This window comes from Roseococcus sp. SDR, assembly GCF_019083995.1.
Lineage (GTDB): Bacteria > Pseudomonadota > Alphaproteobacteria > Acetobacterales > Acetobacteraceae > Roseococcus.
In genome coordinates, this window is sequence record NZ_JAHRCU010000015.1 from 1 (window position 1) to 14,406 (window position 14,406).

Genomic DNA, 14,406 nt, shown 5'->3' on the forward strand with positions numbered 1-14,406 from the left:
GCGCAATCGCCGCCCATTGCCGGTCCGAAAGCCAGAACTCACCCGCCATGACCCAAGCTCCGCTACCCAGCAGCTTGAATCACACCCCGCCGCGTCGCGCCTAGAACTGATTGGGTTTGGAGCCTAGGACATGATGCGGTGGGGCGGAAACGCCGAATCAACCCCTCCACGCGGGCAGGCCCCCACGAAGCGGGCGCAACACGCCCGGCTTCGTCGCGCGTGTGCGGGTGAGCCTATCGCGGGGAGGGCCTTGCGGCTGCGCGGTCAGGCAGGAACTCGACGAAGTATTCGTAGTTGTCCGCGTTCAGCGCCGCCCGGTCCGGCTCCTTGCGGGCGAGGGCCAGGGCCGCGCTGCGGCCATAGGCCATGTCGCCGGTTCCGGCCGCGAGGTGGGTCATCTCATGCACGATGATGCCGGGGCGGGAATCCGCCCCCTCGTTCCGGGCCTGGAAGAACATCGGGCAGAGCGTCACCACGCGCCGCGTCAGGTTGGCGATGGCGAAGACCGGACGGTTGCCGCAGGATTCGGCCGTGCCGCAGATCAGCGGCGGCCGGCGCTCCGGCCGCAGCAGATCCAGCGTGCGGGCCAGGCGGACGCGGATCTTGGGCGCGGGCGTGGTGCCGAACCACTCGCGCACATGCGCATGATAGGGATCGGCATCGATGAAGGCGACGGCCGCCGCGGTGCGGCGCTCAGCCACGGAGACCGCGTGCTGGATGAGAATCATCTGCTTGGCGTCGCAGCCGGCGGGCGCCGTGGCGGCGCCCTTGGGTCCAGCCTGGGCCACCGCCTCGCAGGCGCCCAGCAGCAGCGGCAGCAGCGTGAGGCCGAGCAGGCGGAAGGGCGTCTTCGCGGTCATGCGCGATGCTACGCCCAAGCTCCGCCGCACTGGAAGGGCCCTGCCGCGATCCGGCAGGGCTCGCTTCAGCCGGCGCGGCTCCATTCCCAGTAGAGCGGCTGCCGCCCCGCGGCGAGGGCCTTGGCCTCATAGCGGGTGGGCGGCCAGCCCTCAGGGCGCGTGGTGGCGGGCGCCGCACCGGTGAAGACGGATTGCGCCGCGAAGACCTCGGTCACCCAGCCCTGATAGGTCGGGTCGTCGCTCGCCACGCGCCAGATCCCGCCAGGCTTCAGCGCCCGCGCTACGATGGGCAGCATCTCCGGATGCACGAAGCGGCGCTTGGCGTGGCGCGCCTTGGGCCAGGGGTCGGGGAACATGAGGAAGAGGCGGTCGAGGCTCGCCTCCGGCAATGCCATCAGCAATTCGCGCGCATCCTCGGGCCAGAGGCGCAGGTGCCGCGGCGGGGGCGCCGTCGCTTCCGCGCCCTCGGGAATGAGTTCGCTGAGGATGGAGCAGAGGCCATGCTCATAGACCTCGCTCGCGATGATGGCGGTGTCGGGGTTGGCCTGCATCTGCGCCAGCGTGTGCTCACCGCCGCCGAAGCCCACCTCGAACCACAGCGCATCCGCGCCCGCCGCGAAATCCAGATCGGTGAAGCGCAGCCGCGGCAGCGCCTCGGCCAGCAGCTTCTCCTGCCGCGTGCGCAGCTTCTTGCCACGCCGCCGCCCATAGAGCCGATGCGGAATTCCCTCGGGCCAATCGCCCGTCGCGCCAGGATCGTCAGATGTCATGCGGCCGTGCCTGCGGGGCCATTCCGCCCCCTGGAGCCCTCGCGTGGCTTCGCCACGCGAGGATGAGCCATCCCACCAGGATGGAAACCAATCCGGGGCCCCCGAGAGAGCGCGAAGCGATCTCTCGGGGAAATCAGATGGGGCCCCCAGGAGAGCGCGAAGCGATCTCCTGGGGAAAGCCTCAGCGCCCGAAGGCCGCCTTCAGCGCGGGGACCAGGTCGGTCTTTTCCCAGGTGAAGGTGCCCTTCTCCTCATCCGGCGTGCGGCCGAAATGGCCGTAGCTGGAGGTCGGCACGTAGATCGCGCGGTTCAGGTGCAGATGCTCGCGGATGCCGCGCGGCGAGAGGTTCACCAGATCCTGGACGACCTTGGCGAGCTTCACCTCGTCCACATCCTTGCCCGTGCCGTGCAGGTCGAAATAGACCGAGAGCGGCTTGGCCACGCCAATCGCGTAGCTGACCTGGATGGTGCACTTGTCCGCCAGCCCGGCGGCGACGACGTTCTTCGCGACATAGCGCGCGGCATAGGCGGCCGAGCGGTCCACCTTCGTGGGGTCCTTGCCGGAGAAGGCGCCGCCGCCATGCGGGGCCGCGCCGCCATAGGTGTCCACGATGATCTTGCGCCCCGTCAGGCCGCAATCGCCGTCCGGGCCGCCGATCACGAAGGTGCCGGTCGGGTTGATGTAGAGCTCGTTGTCCGGGCACATCCAGCCGGCGGGCAGGCTGCTGGCGATCAGCGGCTTCAGCATCGCCTTGATCTGCGCCTGCTCCAGGCCTTCCTCATGCTGCGTGGACACGACGACGGAGGTCGCACCCACCGGCTTGCCGTCCACATAGCGCAGCGTGACCTGGCTCTTCGCGTCGGGCAGCAGGCCCTTCACGGCCACGTCGCCATTGCGGCGCATCTCGCTGATGCGGCGCAGGATCAGGTGCGCGTAGTAGAGCGGCGCGGGCATGAGGTCGGGCGTCTCGGTGCAGGCGTAACCGAACATGATGCCCTGGTCGCCGGCGCCCTCATCCTTGTTGCCGGCCGCGTCCACGCCCTGCGCGATATGCGCGGACTGGGCGTGCAGGTGGCACTCCACATGCGCGTTCTTCCAGTGGAAGCCGTCCTGCTCGTAGCCGATATCCTGGATCGCGAGCCGCGCCTTGTGCATCAGCAGCTCAGGCGTGATCGAGGCCGGGCCGCGCACCTCGCCCGCGATGACGACGCGGTTGGTGGTGACCAGGGTTTCGCACGCCACGCGGGCATACGGGTCCTGTTCGAGGAAGGTGTCGAGCACGGTATCGCTGATGCGATCCGCGACCTTGTCGGGGTGGCCTTCGGAGACGCTCTCCGAAGTGAACAGGTATTCGCCCTTGTCGCGCATGGCTTGGTTCGGCCTCTTGTCGCTGGTGAATGTTCCGGAACGGAATTCAGCCCGTGGAAACACCCAGTGGGCGACCGGACACCCCGGTCAGGCTGGCCCACCTCACGCGGGCGCGGGGTGTTTGGCAGCGCCTGCCCAATGGGTCAAGGGACCGGACCCATTCGGAATCCATCCATCGGGATGGGTGATGCACGGCCGCCGATCTCGGCCGCCAGCACGGCCGCGCTGCCCATGGCGAGCGTGAAGCCGAGCGAACCCTGGCCGAGGTTGAGGTAGAGCCCCTGCGTCCCGGGCGCCCGGCCCAGGATGGGCAGTCCGGTCGGCGTCGCCGGGCGCAGCCCGGCCCAGGGGTTCAGCTCCCGCCAGTCGCTCGCCCCGGGGAAGGCGGCGCGGGCCTGGCGCACCAGGCTGGTCAGGCGCTTCTCCTCGAAGGCAGTGGAATAGCCCACCACATCGGCCATGCCGGCCACCCGCAGCCGCGGGCCCAGCCGCGCGTAGACCAGCTTGGCCGCACTGTCGGTCACGCTGATGCGCGGCGCCGCGTCGTCCCGCAGGATCGGCAGGGTCAGGGAATAGCCCTTGAGCGGGTAGATCGGCAGGTCGAGCCCGAGCGGGCGCGCCAGCGCGCGGGCGCCGACGCCGAGTGCCAGCACCACCGCATCCGCCTCGATCACGCCCTGGCTGGTGGCAACCCCGCGCACGCGGCCCTCGGCGCGGATGATCTGCGTGGCGCGCAGACCCAGCCGGAAGCTCACGCCCGCGTTGGACCGCTGCAGGCTCGCGGCCAGCCCCTCGCAGAACAGGCGGCAATCGCCCGCATCCTCGCTCACCGTGTGGATGCCGCCCGCGATGCGATGCGCGATGCCGGCCAAGGCGGGCTCCAGCGCCAGGCATTCATCCCGCGTCAGGGCCCGCTGCTCGGTGCCCCATTTCGCCTGCAATTCCATCTGGCGGCGGGCGCCGGCCATGGCGGCCTCGTCCGGCTGCAGCACCAGCTTGCCGGCGGGTGCGAAGGCGAAGTCGAAGCCCTCCCGTGCCGCCAGATCCCGCATCAGGTCGCGCGAGAGGTAGCTCAGCAGCAGCAGACGGCGGGTGGTGAGCTCGGCCGTCGCGGGATTGCAGGCGCGCAGAAAGGCGATGAGCCATTTCCACTGGCCAGGGTCCATTCGCGGCCGGAAGCGCAGCGGGCCGTCGGCGTCCAGCATCCAGTGCGGCACCTTGCCGATCACGCCCGGGCCGGCGAAGGGCGCCACATAGCTGTAGGAGAGCTGCCCGCCATTGGCGAAGCTGGCCCCCTGCCCCACCCGGGGCTCGGCGTCCAGCACCGTCACCGCGTGGCCCTCCTCGGCCAAGGCGCGCGCGGTGGCGAGGCCGGTCACGCCGGCACCGAGGATCAGGACATGCATGGCCCATTGGTGCGGCGCAGCGCGCCACGGGTCAATGGCGAAACCCGCGGCGCTCTGGTATCTGCGCGCGATGACCCTGCCCGATGCCCGCATCTCGGATGCCGAGCTCCTCACCCGCATGCAGTCCTTCCACTGGTGGCATTCCATCGCGCTGCGCCCCGGGCTGACGACCTTGGGCGGCAAGAGCATGGAAATCCTCGCGCAGGAGGAGGACGCCTTTCTCGCCCCCTTCGACCTCACCGGCCGCAGCGTGGTGGATGTCGGCGCCTGGAACGGCGCCTTCAGCTTCGCGGCGAAGCGCCGCGGCGCGGCCCGCGTGCTGGCGACCGACAGCTACACCTGGAACCATCCGGTCTGGCGCGGGCGGGAGGCCTTCGAGCTGGCCCGCGCCGAACTCGGCCTCGACATCGAAGCCAAGATGATCGACCCGCCCGATATCACCGAGAAGCTTGGCCTGTTCGACGTCGTGCTGTTCCTGGGCGTCTTCTACCACCTCTACGATCCGCTCGACGTGCTGGCGCGCATGCGCCGGATCACCCGCCAGCTGCTGCTGGTCGAGACGCACCAGGACCTGACCAATGACGCACGGCCCGGCATGGTCTTCTACCCGAGCGACATCCTGAACCAGGATGCGACCAACTGGTGGGGCCCCAACCCCGCCCTGATGCTCAGCCTGCTGCTGCAGCTGGGCTTCACCCGCGTCTTCTACCGGGATCACCCGACGCTCGGCCGGGCGCGGGGCGTCTACGCGGCCTTCACCCCCGAAGTGGAGGACAGCCTGGTGCGCGGTTTCGACTCCAACTGGCTGGACCTGGACGTGCCCGGCGCCATCGAAGGATTGCTGACCCCGTGAGCGAGGCCGAACTCCGCACCGCCGTCGCCGGTCATCGCTGGCTGCAGAGCCTGCGCCTGCGCCCCGACCTCGTCACCCCCGGCCTGAAGCCCGAGGCACAGCTCAAGGCCGAGGAGGCCGCGCTGTTCGACACGCTGAATCTCAAGGGGGCGCATCTGCTTGAGATCGGTGCGGGCAACGGTGCCTTCAGCTTCGCGGCGCTCCGCCGCGGCGCGGCCCGTGTGCTGGCGACGGACCACCTCGCCTGGACCCTGCCGGGCAGCGACGCGCTCTCGGCCACGCAATGGGCGGCGCATGCGCTGGGTGCCGGGATCGAGATGTCGCCGCTCGACCCGCGCGAGCTGACGCCGCGCTTCGGCAGCTTCCATGTGGTCATGGCGACCGCCTGCTTCGACCAGCTCTTCAATCCGATCCAGGCGCTGCGCGGGATGCGCAGCGTGACCGAGCGCGTCCTGCTGATCGAGACGCTGCAGGACGGCTTGGCTGATGCGCGGCCCCTGATGATGGGCCACGGACAGGTCTTGCCGATCGGCGGACCAGAGGGCAGCTGGGTCTTCGGCTGGGGCCCCAACCTGCCGCTCATGACGCAGCTGCTGACGGATCTGGGCTTCAGCCGCGTGCTTTACCGCCACCACCCGACGCTCGGCGCCGCGCGCGGCCTCTACGCCGCCTTTCTGCCCGAGGCGCCGGACGGGCTGCTCGAAGGCTTCCACACGCCCTGGATCAACGTGACATCGCCCCAGGCCGCATGACGCCGCAATCCGAGCTTTCCGACCAGGAGCTGCTGGCGCGGATCGGCCGCATCACCTGGTTCCATTCGCTGGAGCTGCGGCCGGGCATCGTCACGCCCGGCGCCAAGAGCCTGGCGGTGTTGCGGCGCGAGGAGGAGGCGCTGCTCGGCCCCTTCGACCTCCGTGGCCGCTCCGTGCTGGACATCGGCGCCTGGAACGGCGCCTTCAGCTTCGCGTCCAAGCGGCGCGGCGCGGCACGCGTGCTCGCCACCGACGAATTCGCCTGGACGCACCCGACCTACAAGGGCCTGGAATCCTTCGAGCTGGCCCGCGCCGAGCTCGGCCTCGAGGTCGAGACGCTGCAACTCGATCCGACGCGGATGGACGCCTCGCTCGGCCAATTCGACCTCGTCCTCTTCCTGGGCGTCTTCTACCACCTCTTCGATCCGATCGACGTGCTGCAGCGCATGCGCGCGGTGACCGGCCAGGTCCTGCTGGTGGAGACGCATCAGGACGCACTGGAGCGCGAGGAGCCCGCGATGGTCTTCTATCCGGGCCGCACGCTCGCCAATGACGACACCAACTGGTGGGGCCCGAACCCGCCGCTGATGCTGCACCTGCTGCGCCAACTCGGCTTCGCGCGGATCTACTACCGCGACCACCCGCATTATCTGCCGGCCGAGGGCAGCCGCACGCGGGGCATCTTCGCCGCCATCCTGCCCGGCGCGGAGCCCGCCATGTCGGCCCATTTCGGGATCGAATGGCGCGATCTCGGGGCCGCGGGCGCGATGCGGGATTTCCGGCCATGACGCTCGGCCCCCCCCTGCATGAGCAGGTCGCCGCACTCACCTGGCTGCAAAGCCTGCGCCTCGCGCCCGATCTGGTGACGCCGGGCGCCAAGCCCGAGGCGACGCTGGAGGCGGAGGCCGAGGCGCTGTTCGGCCCGCTGCCGCTCATGGGCATGACGCTGCTCGAGATCGGCGCCGGCAATGGCGGCTTCAGCCTCGCGGCCCTGCGGCGCGGCGCGGTCAGCGCGGTGGTGACGGACCACCTGGCCTGGAGCCTGCCGGGCGCGGAGGCGGGCATGGCCACGATGCTGGCGCTGGAGGCGACGGGCGCGCCGGCCCAGGCCATGGTGCTCGACCCGCGCGCGCTGACACCGGAATTCGGCCGCTTCGACCTCGTGCTCGGCACCGCCTTCTTCGAGCAGCTCTTCAATCCGATCCTCGCGCTGCGTGGCATGTCCTCGGTCACCGGCCAGGTGCTGCTGCTCGAGACGGCGCAGGCGGCGCTGGACGAGGCGCGCCCCATGCTGACGGCGACCACGCGCCCCATGCCCTATGGCGCCCTGGTCTCGGGCTGGGCGCCGAACCCGGCGCTGATGGGCCCGCTGCTGCGCGACCTCGGCTTCGTGCGCGTGCTGCACCGCGCCCATCCCATCGAGGGCGCCGCGCGTGGTCTGTACGCCGCCTTCAAGCCTGACGCGGCAGCAGGGCTCGCGGCGGGCTTCGGCGCGCCCTGGCGCGAGCTGGCAATGCCCGCCTGACCCTGGCTGGACGCTGACGCGGAGAGGGCCTCGAATTTCGGCTTGACATTATACATTTGATGAAACTATCATTTGTATATAGAAGATGACCGCCATGCCCGACACACCCGCCGAACCCATCCCGCTCGACCCGCCCCGCCTGGGCGCGCCCGCCATCCCCTTCCGCGTGCGCACCACCATGGGCGAGCGGAGCCTCGCGGATTACCGCGGCCGCTGGTTGCTGCTCTTCTCCCACCCGGCCGATTTCACGCCCGTCTGCACCAGCGAGTTCATCGCCCTGGCCCGCGCCCATCCGCGCTTCCAGGCGCTGGGCTGCGAGCTGCTGGGCCTCTCGGTGGACAGCCTCTTCGCCCATCTCGCCTGGCTGCGCGCCATCGAGGCCGAGTTCGGCGTCGCCATCCCCTTCCCCGTGGCCGAGGACATCTCGATGGCCATGGCCCGCGCCTACGGCATGATCCATCCGGGCGATTCCAGCACCGCCACCGTGCGGGGCAGCTTCCTGATCGACCCCGCCGGCATCATCCGCCTGCTGGCCTATTACCCGATGAGCACCGGCCGCAGCGTGGAGGAGTTGCTCCGCAGCCTGGCCGCCCTGCAGGAGCACGACGCCTCCGGCCTCTCCACCCCGGCCGACTGGCAGCCGGGCGCACCCGCCTTGCGCCCGCCCCCGCAAACGCTGGAGGAGGCCGCGCGCAGCGCCACGCCCGCCTGGTATCACCAGACCCAGCCCACGACGCGCAGCCGCAAGACGGTGAAGCCATGAGCGCGCTGGGCTGCGACCCCGAGGTGGCGGCGGAATTCCTGCGCGCCCTCGCCCATCCCATGCGGCTGCGCATCCTCTGCCGCCTGCTGGACGGCGAGCTGGCCGTGGCCGGCTTCGAGAGCGAACTCGGCCTGCGCCAGCCCAATCTCTCGCAGCAGCTCGCCGCGCTGCGCGAGGCCGGGCTGGTCACCACGCGGCGCGAGTCGAAATCCATCATCTACAGCCTGGCCGATCGTCGCGTCGCCGGCGTGCTGGAAGCGCTGCGCAGCGCCATGGGGGGCGCGGCCATCGGCGGCACGGCGGCCACCCCGCGCGAGGCCGCACCCGCGCCCGCCAAGGCACCCGAAGCGCCGCGAGCCGCCGGCGAGGCCGGACATTTCGCCCTGGCCGGCTGGAACCTGGCACGATGATCGAGGCCCTGCTCGCCATCGGCTCGGGCGGCCTGGTCGGCTTCGTGCTGGGCCTGGTCGGCGCCGGCGGCTCGATCGTGGCGACGCCGCTGCTGCTCTATGCCGTCGGCCTCTCGCCGCACATGGCGCTCGGCACCGGCGCGCTCGCCGTCTCGGCCAATGCCTTCGTGAACTTCGCGGGGCATGCGCGCGCGGGCCATGTGCGCTGGGCCGCCGCCGCCATCTTCGGCGCCACGGGCCTCGCCGGCGCGCTGGCCGGCTCCACGCTCGGCAAGATGATGGATGGCCAGCGCCTCATCCTGCTCTTCGCGATGATGATGCTCGTCATCGGCTTCGCCATGCTGCGCCCGCGCCGCCCGGGCGCCGAGGAAGCGCCCGGCCCGCTGACCCGCGCCATGGCGCTGCGCCTGGCCGGAATCGGCCTGGGCGTCGGCCTGCTGGCCGGCTTCTTCGGCATCGGCGGCGGCTTCCTCATCGTCCCCGGCCTCATCCTCGCCACCGGCATGCCCATGCTGCACGCCGTCGGCACCTCGCTGCTCGCGGTCGGTCTCTTCGGGCTGGCCACGGCGCTGAACTATGCGGCCTCCGGCCTCGTGGACTGGGCCGTCGCCGGCGAATTCATCGCGGGTGGCGTGCTGGGCGGCGCGCTCGGCCTCCAGGCCGCCCGCCATCTCGCCACCGGGCGCGAGACGCTCACCCGCATCTTCGCCGGCATCGTCCTCGTCGTCGCCGGCTTCATCATCTGGCGCTCCCTGTGAAAGGCCCTGCCATGTCCCACGCCGACCACCACCCCAGCCCCGACGTCACGCCCTTCTTCGACGCCGACACGAACACGATCAGCTATGTCGTGAAGGACCCCGGCTCCAGCGCCTGCGCCATCCTGGACAGCGTGCTGGACCTCGACTACGCCGCCGGCCGCATCGCCACGCGCTCGGCCGACGCCATCATCGCGCATGTCCGCGCAAAAGGCCTCACGGTCGAATGGCTGATCGAGACGCATGTGCATGCGGACCATCTCTCCGCCGCGCCCTATCTCCAGCGCGAACTGGGCGGCAGGATCGGCATCGGCGACCGCATCACCGTGGTGCAGGACACCTTCGGCAAGGTCTTCAACGAGGGCACCGAATGGCAGCGCGACGGGCGCGAATTCGATCACCTCTTCACCGATGGCGAAACGTATACCGTCGGCGGCCTGCCCTGCGTCGCGCTGCACACGCCGGGCCACACGCCCGCCTGCATGACGCATGTGATGGGCGACGCCGCCTTCGTCGGCGACACGCTCTTCATGCCCGATGGCGGCACCGCGCGCGCCGATTTCCCGGGCGGCGACGCGCGCGTGCTCTACCGCTCCATCCAGCGCGTGCTGGCCCTGCCGCCGACCACGCGCCTCTTCATGTGCCACGACTACGGCCCCAATGGCCGCGAGATCCGCTGGGAAACCACCGTCGCCGCCGAGCGCGCGGAGAACATCCATGTGCGCGACGGCGTGACGGAGGAGGTCTTCGTCGCGATGCGCGAGGCGCGGGATGCGACGCTCGCCATGCCGCGCCTCATCATCCCCTCGCTCCAGGTGAACATGCATGCGGGGCAGCTCCCCGCCCCAGGCGCGGATGGCAAGCGCTTCCTCAAGGTTCCGCTGGACGTGCTGTGATGACGAGCTTCACCCCCTTCGCCTCGCTGGCCGGCGGCGCGCTGATCGGCGCCGCGGCCGCCCTGCTCTGGCTGACCCTCGGCCGCATCGCGGGCATCAGTGGCATCCTGGCCGGCAGCATCGGTTCCGATCGCGGCTGGCGCATCGCCTTCCTCGTGGGCCTTATCGGCGCGCCGCTCGCCTGGGCCGCGCTGGCCGGCGCGCCGGCCCTGCATGTCGCGGCCGGCCCGCTGACACTCGTCGCCGCCGGGCTGCTCGTCGGCTTCGGCACGCGGCTCGGCTCGGGCTGCACCAGCGGGCATGGCGTCTGCGGCCTCGCGCGGCTCTCGCCGCGTTCCATCGCCGCGACCGGAATCTTCATGGTGACGGCGGCCGCCACCGTCTTCCTCACGCGCCACGTCCTGGGGGGCTGAGGACATGACACGCATCCTCGCGGCGCTGGCGGCAGGCGCGCTCTTCGGCGCCGGCCTCGTGCTCTCCGGCATGGCCAATCCGGCCAAGGTGCTGGCCTTCCTCGATGTGGCGGGCGATTGGGACCCGAGCCTCGCCTTCGTCATGGGCGGCGCCATTCCGGTGGCCGCCATCGGCTTCGCGCTGGGCCGCCGCCGCGGCGCGCCGCTCTGCGCGGAAGGCTTCGCCACGCCGCCACGCGGCCTGGTGGATGCGCGCCTCATCGGCGGCGCCGTGCTCTTCGGCCTGGGATGGGGGCTTGCCGGCTTCTGCCCCGGCCCCGCGCTGGCCGCCCTCGGCTTCGGCGGCTGGCAGCCCTGGCTCTTCGTCGCCGCCATGCTGGCGGGCATGGGCCTGTTCCGCCTGCTTCCGGAGCAGGCGCGATGAGCGACGCGCTGCAGATCATCTGCCCCGGCTGCGGCGCCGTGAACCGCGTCCCGGCCGCGCGTCTCGCCGACGATCCGCGCTGCGGGCAATGCAAGGCGGCGCTCTTCCAGGGCAAGCCGCTCGCGCTGGATGAGGAGGGTTTCCGCCGCCACCTGCGCCTCTCGGGCGTGCCGCTGCTGGTGGATTTCTGGGCGGCCTGGTGCGGCCCCTGCCGCGTGATGGCGCCCGAGTTCGAAGCGGCCGCGCGCCTGCTCGAGCCGCGCCTCCGCCTCGTGAAGATCGACACGGAGCAAGCGCCCGCGCTCTCCGCCGAACTCCAGATCCGCAGCATCCCCACGCTCGCCCTCTTCGCGGGCGGGCGGGAGGTGGCGCGGCAGGCGGGTGCCATGCGCGCGCGCGACATCGCCGCCTGGGCCGAGCGTGCCCTGGCGGCCCATCCACCTTGACCGCGATCAAGGCAACAAGACCGGGAAATCCCAGAATGGCGCGGGCGCGGTCCGCGTCGCAGCAGGACGGAGAATGACGATGACGAAGAATGTCGGTGGCCTGGACAAGGGCCTGAGGATCGTGGCGGGCCTGGCCCTTCTGGCGCTGGGCGCCTTCGGCCCGCTCGGCTGGTGGGGGGCCATCGGCATCGTCCCGCTGGCGACGGGCCTGATGGGCAATTGCCCGCTCTACAGCGTGCTCGGACTGAACACCTGCCCGGTGAACCGGGCGGGCTGAGCCAGGGCCTGATCATCCCGCGCGCGAGTCCGGCGCGCGGGGCGGCGGCTCAGCGCCCCATCGTGTAGAATTCGTCGTTGGGGCGCAGGCTCGTGACATTGGCGATGCGGTTGGACATGCCGAAGAAGGCCGCGATCGCCGCGATGTCCCACGCCTCCTCCTGGCCCAGGCCATGTTCGGCGAGGGTGGCGAAATCCGCCTCCTCCACCGCCTGCGCCTGGAGCGCCACCTTCATCGCGAAGTCCAGCATGGCGCGCTGGCGGGGCGTGATGTCCGCCTTGCGGTAATTCACCGCCACCTGGTCGGCGATCAGCGGGTTCTTCGCGCGGATGCGCAGGATCGCACCATGCGCCACCACGCAATACTGGCACTGGTTCGCGTTGCTGGTGGCCACCACGATCATCTCGCGCTCGGCCTTGGTGAGTTCGCCGGGCTTGTCCATCAGCACGTCGTGATAGGCCATGAAAGCGCGGAACTCCTCAGGCCGGCGGGCCAGCACGAGGAAGACATTGGGGATGAAGCCCGCCTTCTCCTGCACGGCGAGCAGGCGCGCACGGATATCCTCCGGGATCTCCGCCAGCGTCGGCACGGGAAAACGGCTGATGGGAAGGGCGGTCATGGCCGTGCGATCCTCTGGTTCGTGGATCGTGACTATGGCCCCGCCCCGCGCGGGCAGCCACCGCGCAGGGCGGCGATCCGCCCTGCGCGGCGCGCATCCTACTCGAACAGCGCCACCGCGCGGATCGGGCTCGCCGTGCCGCCACGGATCTTCAGCGGCAGGCCGATGAAGCGGAAGCGCCCGCGCCCCACCACGGCCTCCAGGTTCGCCAGGCACTCCATATGCGTGATGCCGAGCTCCGCGCAGGCCATGTGCGCCTTGAAGTTCAGCTCGCCCTCCGGCGCGGGGCTGATCGCCTCCACGCCGAACATGCCGATGCCCTGCCCCGCCAGCCAATGGATCGCCTCGATGGAGAGGCCCGGGAAGTCGTGGCCATAGCCGGGCTTGCCCAGCAGCCGCGCATTGGTGCCCATCAGGATCAGCACCGTATCGCCCTTGCGGATCGTCTCGCCCGAGGCCTTCACCGCGGCCTGCACCTCCTCCACCGTCGCCGCGTGCTTCAACGGCACATGCGAGAGGTCGATGCAGAAGGCCGAGGTGATGAAGTTCGTGAGCGGCACCTGGTCGATGGAGAGCGCGCCGGGCCGCGGATCGAAATGCACCGGCGCATCCACATGCGTGCCCGCATGGTCGCTGAAGGCGATGGACATGGCCTTGCTGGTGAAGACCGTATCGCCCGCATATTTCTTCTCGGAGTGGTCGTTCCACACCGTCATGATCACCGGCGGATGCGAGGGATGCGTCTGCGTGCGATGAAAGATCTCGCGGCTCAGATCGACGATTTCCATGGGGCCTCTCCTTGGCTCAGTTCACGGTGATGTTGGCATCGCGGATCACGCGGCCCCAACGGGCGCGGTCGGTCGCGACATAGGCGGCGAATTGCTCGGGGTTGAGGCCGAGGCGGACGATGCCCTGCTCCTCCAGCCGCCGCGCCACGGCGGGGTCGGCGATGGCGGCGGCGCAGGCGGCGCGCAGCCGCGCCAGCGGCTCGGCGGGCACGGCCGAGGGTGCGAAGAAGCCGTAGTAGCTGACGGCCTCGTAGCCCGGAACGCCGGCCTCGGCGACCGTCGGCAGGTTCGGCAGCGCGGGGAAGCGCTGCGGCGTCGTCACCGCCAGCGCGCGCACCGCGCCGGCCTGAACATGCGGCAGCGCGGTGGTGATCGGGTCGCTCATCGCATCGATGCGCCCGGCCAGCAGGTCGGAGGTCGCGGGCGCCGTGCCGCGATAGGGCACATGCGTCATCCGGATGCCGGCCATCGCCTCCAGCAGCGCCATCGAGAGATGCGGGGCACCGCCATTCCCCGCCGAGCCATAGGTCAGCTCCCCGGGCCGTCGGCGCGCCAGCGCCAGCAGGTCGGCCAGGCTGCGCACCTCCAGGCTGTTGCGGACATAGATGATGGACCCCACGCCGCCGACCAGCGCGACAGGCACGAGATCCCGCGCCGGATCGAAGCTGGAATCGCGATACAGCTCCGGGTTGATCGAGTTCGTCGCCTGGCTGCCCATCAGCATGGTGTAGCCATCGGGCGTGGCGCGCACCGCGGCCTCGGTGCCGATGCGCCCGCCACTGCCCGTGCGGTTCTCGATGACCAGCGTCTGGCCCAATTCGCGCGAAAGCGCCTCGGAGAGGAGGCGCGTGATCACATCCGCGGCGCCCGCCGGCGGAAAGGGCACGATCACGCGGACCGAGCGGTTGGGAAAGCCCTGCGCCTGCGCGCCGCGCGGGGCAAGGCTGGCAAGGCCGGCGGCGATCAGGCCGCGGCGAGCGAGGCTGGATGTCGTCATGATGCGTCCCTTCCAGGATGATCCGCCGAGCATCCCGAAGCCGCCGCCCCGCTGCCAAGGGATTTCGATCCGCACTTCCACGA

At 70.7% G+C, this 14,406-nt stretch carries 19 protein-coding genes; 12 read left to right on the forward strand and 7 right to left on the reverse strand.

Translation table 11 applies throughout. From position 1 onward, the window contains the following. Positions 1 to 233: 233 nt before the first annotated feature. From KTR66_RS16525 to KTR66_RS16540, 4 genes are all read right to left on the reverse strand, one after another. Positions 234 to 860 carry a M35 family metallo-endopeptidase gene (locus KTR66_RS16525; protein WP_213614394.1) on the reverse strand — a complete coding sequence of 209 codons (627 nt, stop codon included), beginning with the start codon at positions 858 to 860 and terminating at the stop codon, positions 234 to 236. Positions 861 to 925: 65 nt separating this feature from the next. Further along, the gene (locus KTR66_RS16530; protein ID WP_213614396.1) at positions 926 to 1,630 is read right to left on the reverse strand and encodes a tRNA (guanosine(46)-N(7))-methyltransferase TrmB; all 705 of its coding nucleotides are present in this window, start codon (positions 1,628 to 1,630) and stop codon (positions 926 to 928) included. Positions 1,631 to 1,811: 181 nt separating this feature from the next. Further along, a complete protein-coding gene (gene metK / locus KTR66_RS16535; protein WP_213614398.1) occupies positions 1,812 to 2,999 on the reverse strand; it encodes a methionine adenosyltransferase in 1,188 nt (395 codons plus the stop codon). A gap of 143 nt (positions 3,000 to 3,142) precedes the next feature. Next, entirely contained in the window at positions 3,143 to 4,405 is a 1,263-nt protein-coding gene (locus KTR66_RS16540) for a D-amino acid dehydrogenase (RefSeq protein ID WP_213614400.1), read from the reverse strand. A 34-nt stretch (positions 4,406 to 4,439) separates the two neighbouring features. On the opposite strand from KTR66_RS16540, the gene KTR66_RS16545 reads away from it, so the two are divergent. From KTR66_RS16545 to KTR66_RS16600, 12 genes are all read left to right on the forward strand, one after another. Beyond that, positions 4,440 to 5,258: a bifunctional 2-polyprenyl-6-hydroxyphenol methylase/3-demethylubiquinol 3-O-methyltransferase UbiG gene (locus KTR66_RS16545; RefSeq protein WP_213614402.1), complete on the forward strand. Its 819-nt coding sequence runs from the start codon at positions 4,440 to 4,442 to the stop codon at positions 5,256 to 5,258. Next, complete coding sequence (locus tag KTR66_RS16550) at positions 5,255 to 6,010, forward strand: bifunctional 2-polyprenyl-6-hydroxyphenol methylase/3-demethylubiquinol 3-O-methyltransferase UbiG (protein ID WP_213614404.1); 756 nt, start codon at positions 5,255 to 5,257, stop codon at positions 6,008 to 6,010. The genes KTR66_RS16545 and KTR66_RS16550 overlap by 4 nt, the downstream gene beginning before the upstream one ends. Beyond that, positions 6,007 to 6,798, forward strand: coding sequence for a bifunctional 2-polyprenyl-6-hydroxyphenol methylase/3-demethylubiquinol 3-O-methyltransferase UbiG (locus KTR66_RS16555; RefSeq protein ID WP_213614406.1), 792 nt, complete (start codon positions 6,007 to 6,009; stop codon positions 6,796 to 6,798). The genes KTR66_RS16550 and KTR66_RS16555 overlap by 4 nt, the downstream gene beginning before the upstream one ends. After that, positions 6,795 to 7,535, forward strand: coding sequence for a class I SAM-dependent methyltransferase (locus tag KTR66_RS16560; protein WP_213614407.1), 741 nt, complete (start codon positions 6,795 to 6,797; stop codon positions 7,533 to 7,535). Before KTR66_RS16555 ends, KTR66_RS16560 begins: the two co-directional genes overlap by 4 nt. 94 nt (positions 7,536 to 7,629) lie before the next feature. After that, positions 7,630 to 8,298, forward strand: a complete 669-nt coding sequence (locus KTR66_RS16565; protein WP_213614409.1) for a peroxiredoxin — start codon at positions 7,630 to 7,632, stop codon at positions 8,296 to 8,298. Next, the gene (locus KTR66_RS16570) at positions 8,295 to 8,708 is read left to right on the forward strand and encodes a helix-turn-helix transcriptional regulator (protein ID WP_213614411.1); all 414 of its coding nucleotides are present in this window, start codon (positions 8,295 to 8,297) and stop codon (positions 8,706 to 8,708) included. Before KTR66_RS16565 ends, KTR66_RS16570 begins: the two co-directional genes overlap by 4 nt. Continuing rightward, positions 8,705 to 9,466: a sulfite exporter TauE/SafE family protein gene (locus KTR66_RS16575; protein ID WP_213614413.1), complete on the forward strand. Its 762-nt coding sequence runs from the start codon at positions 8,705 to 8,707 to the stop codon at positions 9,464 to 9,466. Before KTR66_RS16570 ends, KTR66_RS16575 begins: the two co-directional genes overlap by 4 nt. Before the next feature lie 11 nt (positions 9,467 to 9,477). Then, on the forward strand, positions 9,478 to 10,359 hold the full coding sequence (locus tag KTR66_RS16580) for an MBL fold metallo-hydrolase (protein ID WP_213614415.1): 882 nt from the start codon (positions 9,478 to 9,480) through the stop codon (positions 10,357 to 10,359). Continuing rightward, complete coding sequence (locus KTR66_RS16585) at positions 10,359 to 10,772, forward strand: YeeE/YedE family protein (protein WP_213614417.1); 414 nt, start codon at positions 10,359 to 10,361, stop codon at positions 10,770 to 10,772. The genes KTR66_RS16580 and KTR66_RS16585 overlap by 1 nt, the downstream gene beginning before the upstream one ends. Positions 10,773 to 10,776: 4 nt before the next feature. Beyond that, on the forward strand, positions 10,777 to 11,196 hold the full coding sequence (locus KTR66_RS16590) for a DUF6691 family protein (RefSeq protein ID WP_213614418.1): 420 nt from the start codon (positions 10,777 to 10,779) through the stop codon (positions 11,194 to 11,196). Continuing rightward, positions 11,193 to 11,642 carry a thioredoxin TrxC gene (trxC, locus tag KTR66_RS16595; RefSeq protein WP_213614419.1) on the forward strand — a complete coding sequence of 150 codons (450 nt, stop codon included), beginning with the start codon at positions 11,193 to 11,195 and terminating at the stop codon, positions 11,640 to 11,642. Before KTR66_RS16590 ends, trxC begins: the two co-directional genes overlap by 4 nt. A 79-nt stretch (positions 11,643 to 11,721) precedes the next feature. Beyond that, positions 11,722 to 11,919, forward strand: a complete 198-nt coding sequence (locus tag KTR66_RS16600) for a DUF2892 domain-containing protein (protein WP_213614420.1) — start codon at positions 11,722 to 11,724, stop codon at positions 11,917 to 11,919. A 49-nt stretch (positions 11,920 to 11,968) separates the two neighbouring features. On the opposite strand, the gene KTR66_RS16605 is transcribed toward KTR66_RS16600, so the two are convergent. The 3 genes from KTR66_RS16605 to KTR66_RS16615 form a co-directional block, all read right to left on the reverse strand. Then, a complete protein-coding gene (locus KTR66_RS16605; protein WP_213614421.1) occupies positions 11,969 to 12,538 on the reverse strand; it encodes a peroxidase-related enzyme in 570 nt (189 codons plus the stop codon). A gap of 98 nt (positions 12,539 to 12,636) precedes the next feature. Further along, positions 12,637 to 13,326 carry a cyclase family protein gene (locus tag KTR66_RS16610; RefSeq protein WP_213614423.1) on the reverse strand — a complete coding sequence of 230 codons (690 nt, stop codon included), beginning with the start codon at positions 13,324 to 13,326 and terminating at the stop codon, positions 12,637 to 12,639. Between the two features lie 16 nt (positions 13,327 to 13,342). Next, positions 13,343 to 14,323 (reverse strand): tripartite tricarboxylate transporter substrate binding protein, encoded by a 981-nt coding sequence (locus KTR66_RS16615; protein ID WP_213614425.1) that lies wholly within the window; start codon positions 14,321 to 14,323, stop codon positions 13,343 to 13,345. Between the last annotated feature and the right edge of the window lie 83 nt (positions 14,324 to 14,406).